The sequence below is a fragment of the Streptomyces sp. NPDC002566 genome (assembly GCF_042889585.1).
Lineage (GTDB): Bacteria > Actinomycetota > Actinomycetes > Streptomycetales > Streptomycetaceae > Streptomyces.
This window is the reverse complement of record NZ_JBIARD010000003.1, coordinates 505,366-517,828: the sequence shown is the minus strand read 5'-3', so window position 1 is coordinate 517,828 and position 12,463 is coordinate 505,366. Positions and strand designations below refer to the sequence as shown.

Sequence of the window (12,463 nt, the reverse complement as noted above, 5' to 3'; positions counted from 1 at the left end):
ATGGTGGCACCTCGGCACAGGGAGAGCCAGACCGGCTCCTGTGGGTAAGACCTCAGTAAAAGAATTGCGATACGAGACGGTCTCGTATCGCAATTCCCCTAGCCTCGGCGGCATGACTACTCCCGCCGCTACCACCGGGCCGGCAGCCTCCCGCATACCCGAAGAGGTCCACAGACGCCGCTGGGCGATCCTCGCCGTGCTGATGTTGAGCCTGCTGATCGTCGTCCTCGACAACTCGATCCTCAACGTCGCGATCAAGACCATCTCCACCCCCGCGCCGACCGGTCTGGGCGCCACCCAGAGCGAGCTGGAGTGGGCGATCAACTCCTACACGCTCGTCTTCGCGGGACTGCTGTTCTCCGCCGGTCTGCTCGGTGACCGCGTGGGCCGCAAGAAGGTCCTGCTCGGCGGTCTCGCCGTGTTCGGCATCGGCTCCGCGCTCGCCGCCGAGTCGGGCTCGCCCGCCCAGCTCATCGCCTTCCGCGCGGTGATGGCCCTCGGCGCCGCCTTCGTGATGCCGGCCACCCTGGCCGTCCTGATGAACGTCTTCGAGCGGGAGGAACAGCCCAAGGCGATCGGCCTGTGGGCCGGCGGGGTGGGTCTCGCGATCGCCATCGGCCCCATCACCGGCGGTCTGCTCCTCGACCACTTCTGGTGGGGCTCGGTCTTCCTGATCAACGTGCCGATCGTGCTCCTCGCCATCGCGCTGATGCTGTGGCTGGTGCCCGACTCCCGTGACCCGAACCCCGGCCGGATCGACCCCGTCGGCGTCGTCCTGTCCGTCGTCGGCCTGGTCCTGCTCGTCTACGGCATCATCAAGGGCGGCGAACTCGCCGACTTCTCCGACCCGACCGTCCTGTCGACGATCGGCGCCGGCCTCCTCGTCCTGGTCGCGTTCGTGCTGTTCGAGAAGCGCAGCGACCATCCCTCCATCGACGTCACCTACTTCAAGAACAAGGTGTTCTCGGCCGCGATCAGCGTCATCGCGCTGGTCTTCTTCGCGCTGATGGGCGTGACGTTCTTCGCCGTCTTCTACACCCAGAGCGTGCGCGGCTACTCGCCGCTGCAGACCGGTCTGCTGATGCTGCCGCTGGCCGCCGCCCAGATGATCTTCGCGCCGCGGGCCCGGCTGGTCGTCGACCGCTTCGGCATCAAGGTCACCACCACGACCGCCATGCTCGTCATCGCCGCCACCCTGACGGCGTTCGCCACGCTCGACGAGGACACCCCGATCTGGATCCTGGAGGTCGTCTTCTTCTTCATGGGCGCCGGGATGGCCCACATCATGACCCCCACCAGCGTCGTCATCATGCAGGCCCTGCCCCGCGAGAAGGCCGGCTCCGCCTCCGCGCTCAGCAACACCTTCCGCCAGGTCGGCGGCGCACTCGGCATCGCCGTCCTCGGCTCCGTGCTGTCCACCACGTACCGCACCGGCATCGAGGACCGGCTCGGCGCGCTCCCGGCCGGGCTGCGCGAGACGGCGGGGGAGTCCATCGAGGCGACCCTCGGCGTCGCGGCCAGGCTCGGCGACCAGGGCAAGGCGCTGGTCGGCGCCGCCGACGCCGCCTTCCTGCATGCGATGCACGTTACCGCACTGTGGGGGGCCGGCGTGGCGGTGGTGGGCGCCGTCGTCGTCGGGACGTTCCTGCCCGGCAAGCCGAAGGCGCCCCAGACAGCCGAGAAGGACGAGGACTTGGTGCGGGCCGAGTCGTAGGTCCGGCCTGCGGGCCGTCCCCTGAGCGACAATCTCCCCAGTGTTCCCGGTACGACGAAGGGACGGACACACGTGAGCCTCGCCGACAGCGACACCGGTGTGGAGCAGCCCGCACGCGGGCGACCCCGCAGCGAGGCGGTGGAACGGGCCATCATCGAGGGGACGATGAGACTGCTGGAGGAGGGGGTTCCGCTCGGTGAGGTGTCCATCGAGCGGATCGCCCGCACCGCAGGCGTCGGCAAGGCGACCATCTACCGCCGCTGGAGCGGCAAGGCGGAACTCTTCATCGACGTGCTGCGGGCCGTCGAACCCGAGGACCTCGCCCTGCCCGGCACCTCCCTGCGCGACGACCTGGTCGTGCTGCTGGAGTCGATGCGCCGGCGCGGACTGGCCAACCGGTCCTCCGCGCTGCTGCACAACGTCCTCGCCCAGATGAAGACCAGCCCCAGCCTGTGGGCGGAGTACCACAACACGGTCGTCGCGCCGCGCCGCAGGCTCGGCCTCGAAGTCCTGCGCCGGGGCCGGGAGAACGGCGATCTGCGCGCCGACCTCGACCTGGAGCTGATGTACGACATCGTCATCGGACCCATGCTGGTGCGGACCGTGCTGCACCCCGACGCCGACCTCGCCGACGGGCTCGCGGAGCAGATGGTCGACGCCGTGCTGGCCGGCCTACGGGACGTCAGTTCGGTGCAGGCCGCGCCCTGATGTGAGCGTTTCGTCACAGGCCTGTCCCCGGCTCCGACGACCGGAACCCTGCGCACCGCCCTCTTCGTCATCGTCGCCGTACGGCCGTCACGGACGGCAGGACCAGGGCCGGACATCCCCTAGGGTCGTACCCGGGGGACGGACGGTGCACGGCAGGCAGTGAGGCGACGGTATGGCGCGGCAGGCGTACATGACGGAGACGGAGAACGGCGGCTCGGGGCCCGAGCGCCGAGGAGCCCGGCTCCGGCGCCTGTTCGGCCGGCTGGCCGCCCGGATGCCGGACGGCTGGCGCGGTGACCCGAGGATCTGGCGGCGCGGCCTGGTCGTCGCCGCCCTGGCCCTGCTGCTGGCCGCGGTGATGGTGGTGCACTCCCACATCCCCAACCGCTTCGGCAACCTCGGCAGCCTCACCGAGACGTTCCTGCCCTGGCTCGGCGTCTTCATCCCCCTGCTGCTGGTGCTCGCGCTGGTGCGCAGGTCGGCGACGGCGCTGATCGCGGTGGTGGTGCCCGCCGTCGTGTGGACGAACCTCTTCGGCGGGCTGTTCACCGACAAGACGGCCCCCGGCGGCGACCTCACCGTGGCCACCCACAACGTCAACGCCGACAACCCCGACCCGTCCGGCACCGCCCGCGACGTCGCCGCCTCGGGCGCGGACGTGGTGGCCCTGGAGGAGCTGACCGCCTCGGCGGCCCCCGTCTACGAGAAGGCGCTAGCGGAGACCTACCGGTACCACTCGGTGCGGGGCACGGTCGGCCTGTGGAGCAAGTACCCGATGAGCCAGGTCGCGGACGTCGACATCAAGCTGGGCTGGGTGCGGGCGATGCGGGCCACGGTGACGACCCCCGAGGGACCGGTCGGGTTCTACGTCGCCCACCTGCCGTCCGTACGCGTCAAGCTCCAGGCCGGGTTCACCGCCCGCCAGCGGGACAGGAGCGCGGACGCGCTCGGCGAGGCGATCGCCGCCGACTCGCTCAGCCGGAAGATCCTGCTCGGTGACCTCAACGGCACCATGAACGACCGTTCGCTGAACGCCGTCACCTCCCAGATGCGTTCGGCGCAGGGCGCGGCCGGCAGCGGCTTCGGCTTCAGCTGGCCGGCGTCGTTCCCGATGGCGCGCATCGACCAGATCATGGTCACCGGCGTGGAGCCGGTCACCTCCTGGACGCTGCCGCAGACCGGCAGCGACCATCTGCCGGTGGCCGCACGTGTGAACGTCGCCACACCGTGAGCGGCTGAACTGCCGGAATAGCGGGCCGGGCGGGGTTTGTTCCGTACTTGAACATACGATGGAACCAACCCCCTCCCGGAAAGGAACAGGCCCCTCTATGCCCTTGGCGCTGCTCGCCCTGGCCGTAGGTGCCTTCGGCATCGGCACCACCGAGTTCGTGATGATGGGCCTGCTGCCCGATGTCGCGGACGACCTGAACATCTCGATCCCGACCGCCGGACACCTGGTCTCCGCCTACGCCCTCGGCGTCGTCGTCGGCGCCCCGCTGCTGGCCGCGGCGACCGCCCGGATGTCCCGCCGCACGGTCCTGATGTCCCTGATGGGGCTGTTCGTCGTGGGCAACGCTCTGTCGGCGCTCGCCCCCGACCACCACTGGCTGCTGGCGGCCCGGCTGCTCAGCGGACTCCCGCACGGCGCGTTCTTCGGCGTCGGCGCCGTCGTCGCCACCGGCATGGTCGCGCCCGAGCGCAAGGCGCGCTCCGTGTCCCTGATGTTCCTCGGCCTGACCGTCGCCAACGTCGCGGGCGTCCCCGTCGCCACCCTCATGGGCCAGCACCTCGGCTGGCGGGCCACGTTCCTCGGCGTGAGCGCGATCGGCCTGGTCGCGATAGCCGCCCTGGCGCTGCTCATCCCGCACGACCACCAGCACGCGGCCTCCGGCGCCGGACTGCGCGGCGAACTCGCCGCCCTGCGCTCGCTGCCGGTGTGGCTCGCGCTCGGCACGACCGTCGCCGGCTTCGGCGCGCTGTTCTCCGCCTACAGCTACATCACCCCGATGCTGACCGAGTCCGCCGGGTTCGCCGACTCCGACGTGACGCTGCTGCTCGCCCTGTTCGGCGTCGGCGCCACGGCCGGCAACCTGCTGGGCGGCCGCCTCGCCGACCACCACCTGCGCGCCACCCTGTTCGGGGGCCTCGGCTCGCTGGTCGCCGTGCTGTCGCTGTTCCCGCTGCTGATGTCGGCGCAGTGGAGCGCGGCGCTGGGCGTGGTCCTGCTGGGCGTGGCCGCGTTCGCGACCGGATCGCCGCTGCAGCTGATGGTGATGGAGAAGGCCGCCTCGGCCCCCTCCCTCGCCTCCTCCGCCAACCAGGCGGCCTTCAACCTCGCCAACGCCGGCGGCGCCTGGATCGGCGGCCTCGCCCTGGCGGCCGGCCTCGGCGCCACGGCCCCCGCGGTGGCGGGCGCGGCCCTGGCCGTCCTCGGCCTCGCGGTCGCCGCGACGGCCTGGACGGTCGACCGCCGCAGGAACCCGGCCCCGTCCCCGGCGCGCATCGTCGCGAAGTCCGCCGCGGGCCGGCGCGAGGAAGCCCTGCACCACTGACCCACCCGCACGGCGCGAAGCCGCTGCGCGCGAAAGGACCCCGGAGCCCGGCTCCGGGGTCCTTCACGGTTCCGGCCCGTCCGGGCCCGGCCGTCGGGCCGTCAGCGGCGGCGGAACGACGGGACGTAGCCCCGCGCGGGCGTGCCCACGCCGGTGACGTCGTCGTAACCCCGCACCGCCGACAGTGAACTGTCCTCGCCGAGACTGCGCACGGACGTGGTCAGGCCCTCCGCACCGTCATAGCCGTTCACGTAGTCGACGCGGGCCACCGCGAGCCCCGCCGCACCCGTCGGCCGGTCGGTCACGTCGTGGTACGCAGCCGAGCCGTACCGGGCGTAGATCGCCGGGTTGGCGAAGCCGATCGCCCCGCCCCGCGCCTGCTGCGCCAGCGCCTGCACGCCCGCGATGACCGGCGCGGCGAGCGAGGTGCCGCCGATCCGGTATTCGCTGTAGCGCTGCGAGCCGTCCGGGAAGGTCTGCGTCTGCCCGACCCGGAAGCCGGTGTTCGGGTCGGCGATCGCCGAGATGTCCGGCACGACGCGGTTGCCGGCCGCGCTGTTGGCCGTGGCGAGCGCCTTCGGCACCACGCCCCGCTGGTAGTACGGCTCGGCCACGGTCCTGCTGGTGCCGCCGCCCGCACCCGAGTTGAAGGCGCCGGGGAAGTCCGTCCAGGCGGAGCCGTCGGCGGACAGGGTCGCCTTCAGGGTGCCCCAGCCGGTCTCCCACAGGTACCGGTCGCCCTTGCCGACCGCCAGCGAGGTCCCGCCGACCGCCGTCACCCACGCCGAGTTCGCCGGGGTGTCGACCTGCTTGGTCCCGGTGTTCGCGACCTCGTCGCCGTCGTCCCCGGAGGAGAAGTAGAACCCGATGCCCTCGACCGCGCCGAGCTGGAAGACCTGGTCGTAGGCGGCGGCGAGGCCCGGCGTCTGGCTGGCCTCCACATCGCCCCAGGAGTTGGAGACGATGTCGGCGAGATGGTTGTCGACGACCTTCCCGAGCGAGTCCAGCAGATCGTCGTCGTAGCAGGAGGCGGCGCCCACGTAGGTGACCTGCGCGGCCGGCGCGAGAGCGTGCACCGCCTCGATGTCGAGGGTCTCCTCGCCGTACCAGCCGGCCGCCGAGCACTCCTCGGTGCGGGTGTACTCCCCGGGCAGCACCTGGGTGAACTGCCCGCTCTTCCACGCCGCGTCACCGTGCTTCTTCGCGTAGCGGGCGGCGTCCCGGGCGATGGTCGGGGAGGCGTACGCGTCGGTGACGGCCACGCGCACCCCCTTGCCGGTGTAGCCGCCCGCCCCGTACGCGGCGCGCAACTGCCGCCCGGTGTACCCCTGCACGGCGTACGGGACCTTCGTGCCGTACGCCGACGGCAGGGACCGTGCGATGTTGGAGCCGTAAGAGGAGGAGAACGGCCCGGCGTTGCGGAACACCGCGTCCGGCGGCGGCAGTTGGTCCTTGGCCCTCGCCCGGTGCGGCGCGTTGTCCAGGCCGGTGACGGTGAGCACCGCGCCGTCCAGGCCCGCCGGCACGGTGGCCGCGGCCGAGGGCGCGCGGTAGGTCCCGGCCCCCTTGGCGTAGTCGTGCAACTGGGTGCCGAACGCCTTCTCCGCGGCGGCGACGTCACCGCTGACGGCGAGGTAACGAGGCGTGACCGACGTGACCTTGAGCCCGGCCGACGTCAACCACGCCCTCACAGCGGCCACTTGGGCGGGAGTCGCACCGAAGCGGGCCCGCGACTGCTGTGCGCTCAGGTACTCGCCGTACGAGGGCGAGCCCGGGTCGGACACCGCCCGGGCGTACGCGGCGAGGCCGGCCGCGTCCCGCCCCGCCAGATAGACCCGCGCGGACACCCGCGCGCCGTCGGGCGTCGCACCCCGGTCCGCCTCGGCCGTGGCCCACGCGGGCCTGGTCCCGGCCAGCGCGTCCCGCGCGGGACCGCCCGCGGCGTGGGCGGCCGGAACGCCGAACGCCAGCGCGCCGGCGAGCACGGGCAGTGCCGCCGCCATGGCCGCCCCGGCGCGCGGCACAGCACGGTTGGATCTCATGGAGCCCCCTGCGTGTGGTTCGTCGTGAGTGATCACTCGACGTCGGCCACTCTCCCGATGAACCGTTCATGCCAGGGGAATAGGCGCCCCAAGAACCCCCCTGGCCACCCCAAGAAGCCCCCAAGTCGCTTTCTGCCGGGGCGATTTGCGGCTTACATGCCGTGAGGGCTCAGGCCCCCGGGGGTCCGGGTGTCTAGGGCGCCTTCGCTCCGCGCTCCTCGAGGAGGTCGGCCATCAGCCGGATCTCCGACTCCTGCGCCTCGACCATCCCCTGCGCCAGGCGCTTCTCCACCGGGACCTCGCACCGCGAGACGCACGCCTCGGCCATGTGGACGCCGCCCCGGTGGTGGGCCGTCATGAGCTGGAGGTAGTAGACCTCCGCCTGGCGGCCGTCGAGAGTGCCGAGCTTCTTCATCTCGGCGTCGGTGGCCATGCCCGGCATCAGGGCGCCGTCCTCGCCGCCGGCCATGCCCTTCATGCCCATCCACGCCATCGGCCCGTCCGACGACACCTTCGGCAGCTCCCACAGATCCAGCCAGCCCAGCAGCATCCCGCGCTGGTTGGCCTGGGTCTGGGCGATGTCGTAGGCGAGCCGCCGTATCTCCTCGTCCTTCGTGCGGTCGCGCACGACGTACGACATCTCGACGGCCTGCTGGTGGTGCACCGCCATGTCCCGGGCGAACCCGGCGTCCGCCGAGGCGGCCGACGGGACCCCGGGGCCGTTGTCCCCGGCCACCGAGTAGCTGATCGCACCGGCCGCGACCAGCACCCCCGCCACGGCCACGGCGACTGACGCGTACCTCACTGCGACAGACCGCCCGTGCACGCCGCGCCCGGCTCGGGCGTCTGCTCGCCCTGCACGAACTTCTCGAAGAACGCGGCCAGCTTCGGGTCGCTCGCCCCCGTCACCGTCCGCTGGTGCCCCCAAGCGCTCAGCATGATCGGATCGGCCTGCCCCTGGACCGGGCTCATCAGCGTGTACGGCGTCTTCCTCACCTTCGCCGCCAGCGCGTCCACCTCGGCCTTGGGGACCTTGTCGGTGTACGTCACCCAGACCGCGCCGTGCTCCAGCGAGTGCACGGCGTTCATGTCGTTCAGCGCCTTGGTGTAGACGTCGCCGTTGCAGTTCATCCACGCCCGGTCGTGGTCGCCGCCCACGGGAGGCTCGGTCGGGTACTTCACCTTCTTGGTGACATGGGTACGGCCGAGCTTCCCCTGCCACGTCTTCACGCCGTCGGTACCGGTGACGAACTTGCCCGTCGCCTTGGCGTCGGCGGCCGCCGTACCGTCGTCGTCCGACTGCGACCGCACGAGGACCACGGTCCCGGCGACGAGCGCGGCGACCGCGACGACGCTCGCCGTGACGATCAGGACGCGGTTGCGGCGCTCCCGGGACTGCTCGGCGCGCCGCATCTCCTCTATGCGCGCCTTGCGTGCGGCGTTGCTGCTCTTGTTGGCGGAACCCATGGGGCTGTCCTTCGGGGGATCAGGGGGCGGAAGGGTAGGGCGGGGCCGGGCGGGGCGGTGCGTGGAACGCTGATGATCGTAAGGGCCCCGCCGCGGTTTCCGTAGGCCGCGGACAGCCGGCAACGCTCCTGGAATGGAGGGGCGGGGTGGGACGCGGGGGGCCGGGCATTACGGATGTCGGTCCGAGCAGGCAAGATGGGCGGCAGAGCAGTACGCCCGCCGTGCGTGGGGCGTTCAGGCCGGGGTCGCCGCGGCGATCAAGGTCCGCAACGCGTACGAAACGCGTGTGTGGTGGGATGCTCAGGTGCCCGACCGCCCTCCCGTGGGACGGGGGACAGGCGGCCTGACCAGCAAGGATGGGGAAGCGGAAGATGGACAAGCAGCAGGAGTTCGTGCTCCGGACCTTGGAGGAGCGCGACATCCGGTTCGTACGCCTGTGGTTCACGGACGTGCTGGGCTTCCTCAAGTCCGTCGCCGTGGCCCCGGCCGAGCTGGAGCAGGCGTTCGACGAGGGCATCGGGTTCGACGGTTCCGCCATCGAGGGCTTCGCCCGGGTCTACGAGTCCGACATGATCGCCAAGCCGGACCCCTCCACCTTCCAGGTCCTGCCCTGGCGCGCCGAGGCCCCCGGCACCGCCCGCATGTTCTGCGACATCCTCATGCCGGACGGCTCGCCCTCCTTCGCCGACCCGCGCTACGTCCTCAAGCGTGCCCTCGCCCGCACCTCCGACCTGGGCTTCACCTTCTACACCCACCCCGAGATCGAGTTCTTCCTGCTGAAGGACCGCCCCCTCGACGGCAGCCGCCCCACCCCCGCCGACAACTCCGGCTACTTCGACCACACCCCGCAGAACATCGGCATGGACTTCCGCCGCCAGGCGATCACCATGCTGGAGTCGATGGGCATCTCCGTCGAGTTCTCCCACCACGAGGGCGCCCCCGGCCAGCAGGAGATCGACCTGCGCTACGCCGACGCGCTCTCCACGGCCGACAACATCATGACGTTCCGCCTGGTCATGAAGCAGGTGGCGCTGGAGCAGGGCGTCCAGGCCACGTTCATGCCCAAGCCGTTCTCCGAGCACCCCGGCAGCGGCATGCACACCCACCTGTCGCTGTTCGAGGGCGACCGCAACGCGTTCTACGAGTCCGGCGCGGAGTACCAGCTCTCCAAGGTCGGCCGCTCCTTCATCGCCGGTCTGCTCAAGCACGCGGCGGAGATCTCCGCGGTCACCAACCAGTGGGTCAACTCCTACAAGCGCATCTGGGGCGGCGCCGAGCGCACCGCCGGCGCGGGCGGCGAGGCCCCCTCCTACATCTGCTGGGGCCACAACAACCGCTCCGCGCTGGTCCGCGTCCCGATGTACAAGCCCGGCAAGACCGGCTCGGCGCGCATCGAGGTCCGCTCCCTGGACTCCGGCGCCAACCCCTACCTGGCCTACGCGATGCTCCTCGCCGCCGGCCTCAAGGGCGTCGAGGAGGGCTACGAACTCCCGCCGGGCGCCGAGGACGACGTCTGGGCCCTCTCCGACGCCGAACGCCGCGCGATGGGCATCGAGCCGCTCCCGCAGAACCTGGGCGAGGCCCTCACCCTGATGGAACGCAGCGACCTCGTCGCCGAAACCCTCGGCGAACACGTCTTCGACTTCTTCCTGCGCAACAAGAAGAGCGAGTGGGAGGAGTACCGCTCGGAGGTCACCGCGTTCGAACTGCGGAAGAACCTGCCGGTGCTGTAATCGCAGGTCGCGGCGGGTTAGCCGCCGAGGCATCACATGGGGTCGACGGTCGCGGACCGTCGGCCCCGTTGCGTTTCATCGGCTCTGGTCCGTCCCTGGGCCGTCGGAGCGAAGGCCGACGCGCTCCAGCCACGATCGGTGTCCCCTGGAAGTCAGGAGTTGTTACCTCTTTCCCTGCCTCGCTCAACGCCCGCGCCTGAGCCGGCGGCGCCGGTTCTGCCTACCCTCGATGTAGGGGGTGACCAACCCGGAAAAGGACCGCCATGGACCTCCAGCTCAAGGACAGGGTCACCGTCGGCAGCCGGAGCATCACTCCCGAGCTCAAAGAGCTCCACGAGAAGTACGGCGTCACCGCAGTCCCGGTCGACTTGTCCACCGCGGACGGACCGGGCGCACTCGTCCGACACGCGGTGGACCAGTACGGCAGGGTCGACGTCCTGGTCAACTGTTTGGGTACCGCGACGCCCCGTCCGAGCTTCCTGGACATCGACGACGCCGAGTGGCAACGGATCTTCGACATGACCCTGTTCAGCGCGGTCCGGGCCAGCCGCGCTGCGCTTCCTCACCTGCTGGGCGTGGACGGGGGTTCCATCATCAACATCAGCTCCATCAACGCGCGTCTGCCCTTCCCCGTGGTCGTGGACTACTCCGCGGCCAAAGCCGGGCTGAGCAGCCTGACCAAGTCGCTGTCCGAGGAGTTCGCACCCCGAGGCGTCCGGGTCAACGCGATCGCCCCGGGGCCGGTTCGCACTCCCTTCTGGACGGCGCCGGGCGGCTTCGCCGATGCCACGGCAGCCCAGGCCGGCACCACCGCGCAGGAAGCCATCGATACAGTCGTGCCGGAGAGCATGGGCATCTCCACAGGACGAGTCACCGAAGCTCACGAAGTCGCCGATCTGGCTCTCTTCCTCGCCTCCCCGCTCGCCGGCAACATCACAGGAGCCGAGTTCACCATCGATGGCGGCCAGGTCAAGACATTGTGATCTCTCGCCCCTGCCTGCACACCCGGTCGCTGAGCACCGGGCGGTAGGAATCGTCCGGCCGCAGGTGGGCTCCGGGTACCTCATCGACGACCTCGACCGCCCGGGAGGGCACATACCGGTCGTGGCCCTCGCCGCGTACGTCCTGCTCGGTGCGGTGCTGGTCGGGGCAAGCCCCGACCGCCGCGATTGAGGTTCGTTTCGCGACGGCCGGTCGCGGCTGGTCAGTCCTCCAGGGGAAGGCCGGCCAGTACCTCGTGGAGCGGCTCCTTCGCCCGGCGGCGGTACTCCTGGATCGACCAGCCGTTGCCGTCCGGGTCGGTGAAGTACATGAACGTCGCGCCGTCCGCCTCGGAGTAGCGGACCGGTTCGGAGACGTCCAGGCCGCGCGCCACCAGCTCCGCGTGGGCGGCCTCGATGTCGGCCACGCACAGCTGGAGCCCCTGGTACGACCCGGGTGCCGGGCGCGGCCCCTTCGTCATCTCCCAGATGCTGTCGCCCAGCGCGATCGAACAGCCCGAGCCGGGAGGGGTCAGCTGGACGATCCGCATGCCCGGCATGACCTCCTGGTCGATATCGACGTGGAACCCGGCCTTGTCGCGGTAGAAGTCCCGGGCCCGGTCGATGTCGCTGACGGGCAACGGGACGACTTCCAAGGTGTACTGCATCGCTGTTCCCTTCCCCTGAGGCCTGCGTGCCGCTGCCTGCGGCTCTCCACACCGAAGCCGAAAACCGGCCGCCGCGCCACCGCGCCGCCCCGCCCGCCGCCGGTTCACGCCACCGCGCGGTCCCGCCCGCGGTGGGTTCGCACCATCGCGCCCGGCGGGTTCGCCTGACGATGCCGGTCCGCGGCGGGTTCGCATCCGCGCCGCCCCGCCTGCCGCCGGTTCGCGCCACCGCGCCGCCCGCGCCCGGCGGGTTCGCCTGACGATGCCGGTCCGCGGCGGGTCCGCATCCGCGCCGTCCCGCCTGCCGCCGGTTCGCGCCACCGCGCCGCCCGCGCCCGGCGGGCTCGCCTGACGATGCCGGTCCGTCCGCGGCGGGTCCGCGTCCGCGCCATCCCGCCTCGCCGCCGGTTCGTCTACCGCGCCGACCCGCGCCCGGATGGTTCGCGCCGGCCGCAGCCGTCCCGCGCGCGCCGGGTTCGCGTCACCGTGCCGCCCCCCCGCCCCCCGCCGATCCGCGCCGCCGTCGCGTCCGCCCGCGGCCGGTTTGCGGTGCTCGTCCCGGGGCTTCGGCCCAGGTCTGCGGTTAGGCTCGGTGGGTA

The 12,463-nt window shown here is 71.5% G+C and carries 11 protein-coding genes; 7 read left to right on the top strand and 4 right to left on the bottom strand.

The genetic code is table 11. From position 1 onward, the window contains the following. The first annotated feature begins 112 nt into the window (after positions 1-112). The 4 genes from ACFYXA_RS15090 (at position 113) to ACFYXA_RS15075 (ending at position 4,974) form a co-directional block, all read left to right on the top strand. Entirely contained in the window at positions 113-1,714 is a 1,602-nt protein-coding gene (locus tag ACFYXA_RS15090; protein WP_389032596.1) for an MFS transporter, read from the top strand. A 72-nt stretch (positions 1,715-1,786) separates the two neighbouring features. Continuing rightward, complete coding sequence (locus ACFYXA_RS15085) at positions 1,787-2,422, top strand: TetR/AcrR family transcriptional regulator (protein ID WP_389032593.1); 636 nt, start codon at positions 1,787-1,789, stop codon at positions 2,420-2,422. Positions 2,423-2,696: 274 nt separating this feature from the next. Further along, positions 2,697-3,653, top strand: a complete 957-nt coding sequence (locus tag ACFYXA_RS15080) for an endonuclease/exonuclease/phosphatase family protein (protein WP_389033408.1) — start codon at positions 2,697-2,699, stop codon at positions 3,651-3,653. Positions 3,654-3,750: 97 nt separating this feature from the next. Further along, positions 3,751-4,974 carry an MFS transporter gene (locus ACFYXA_RS15075; protein ID WP_389032590.1) on the top strand — a complete coding sequence of 408 codons (1,224 nt, stop codon included), beginning with the start codon at positions 3,751-3,753 and terminating at the stop codon, positions 4,972-4,974. A 101-nt stretch (positions 4,975-5,075) separates the two neighbouring features. Here the strand turns inward: ACFYXA_RS15075 and ACFYXA_RS15070 are convergent, their stop codons facing one another. The 3 genes from ACFYXA_RS15070 to ACFYXA_RS15060 form a co-directional block, all read right to left on the bottom strand. Then, complete coding sequence (locus tag ACFYXA_RS15070) at positions 5,076-7,016, bottom strand: protease pro-enzyme activation domain-containing protein (RefSeq protein WP_389032587.1); 1,941 nt, start codon at positions 7,014-7,016, stop codon at positions 5,076-5,078. A 193-nt stretch (positions 7,017-7,209) separates the two neighbouring features. Then, complete coding sequence (locus ACFYXA_RS15065) at positions 7,210-7,821, bottom strand: DUF305 domain-containing protein (RefSeq protein ID WP_352249973.1); 612 nt, start codon at positions 7,819-7,821, stop codon at positions 7,210-7,212. Beyond that, on the bottom strand, positions 7,818-8,483 hold the full coding sequence (locus ACFYXA_RS15060) for a DUF3105 domain-containing protein (protein ID WP_389032584.1): 666 nt from the start codon (positions 8,481-8,483) through the stop codon (positions 7,818-7,820). The genes ACFYXA_RS15065 and ACFYXA_RS15060 overlap by 4 nt, the downstream gene beginning before the upstream one ends. Positions 8,484-8,854: 371 nt before the next feature. Between ACFYXA_RS15060 and glnA the strand changes: the two genes are divergently transcribed. The 3 genes from glnA to ACFYXA_RS15045 all read left to right on the top strand — a co-directional run bounded on the left by glnA (position 8,855) and on the right by ACFYXA_RS15045 (position 11,389). Beyond that, positions 8,855-10,216: a type I glutamate--ammonia ligase gene (gene glnA, locus ACFYXA_RS15055; protein ID WP_351334256.1), complete on the top strand. Its 1,362-nt coding sequence runs from the start codon at positions 8,855-8,857 to the stop codon at positions 10,214-10,216. 263 nt (positions 10,217-10,479) lie between these two features. Further along, positions 10,480-11,199, top strand: coding sequence for an SDR family NAD(P)-dependent oxidoreductase (locus tag ACFYXA_RS15050; RefSeq protein WP_389032580.1), 720 nt, complete (start codon positions 10,480-10,482; stop codon positions 11,197-11,199). A gap of 64 nt (positions 11,200-11,263) precedes the next feature. Beyond that, a complete protein-coding gene (locus ACFYXA_RS15045) occupies positions 11,264-11,389 on the top strand; it encodes a hypothetical protein (protein WP_389032576.1) in 126 nt (41 codons plus the stop codon). A gap of 31 nt (positions 11,390-11,420) precedes the next feature. Here the strand turns inward: ACFYXA_RS15045 and ACFYXA_RS15040 are convergent, their stop codons facing one another. Beyond that, entirely contained in the window at positions 11,421-11,864 is a 444-nt protein-coding gene (locus ACFYXA_RS15040; protein WP_389032573.1) for a VOC family protein, read from the bottom strand. Positions 11,865-12,463 lie beyond the last annotated feature (599 nt).

Bases quoted from the DNA above. Each gene is read 5' to 3' on its own strand.
- ACFYXA_RS15090 (WP_389032596.1), top strand. From the start codon at position 113: ATGACTACTCCCGCCGCTACCACCGGGCCGGCAGCCTCCCGCATACCC.
- ACFYXA_RS15080 (WP_389033408.1), top strand. From the start codon at position 2,697: ATGCCGGACGGCTGGCGCGGTGACCCGAGGATCTGGCGGCGCGGCCTG.
- ACFYXA_RS15075 (WP_389032590.1), top strand. From the start codon at position 3,751: ATGCCCTTGGCGCTGCTCGCCCTGGCCGTAGGTGCCTTCGGCATCGGC.
- ACFYXA_RS15070 (WP_389032587.1), bottom strand. From the start codon at position 7,016: ATGAGATCCAACCGTGCTGTGCCGCGCGCCGGGGCGGCCATGGCGGCG.
- ACFYXA_RS15060 (WP_389032584.1), bottom strand. From the start codon at position 8,483: ATGGGTTCCGCCAACAAGAGCAGCAACGCCGCACGCAAGGCGCGCATA.
- glnA (WP_351334256.1), top strand. From the start codon at position 8,855: ATGGACAAGCAGCAGGAGTTCGTGCTCCGGACCTTGGAGGAGCGCGAC.
- ACFYXA_RS15050 (WP_389032580.1), top strand. From the start codon at position 10,480: ATGGACCTCCAGCTCAAGGACAGGGTCACCGTCGGCAGCCGGAGCATC.
- ACFYXA_RS15040 (WP_389032573.1), bottom strand. From the start codon at position 11,864: ATGCAGTACACCTTGGAAGTCGTCCCGTTGCCCGTCAGCGACATCGAC.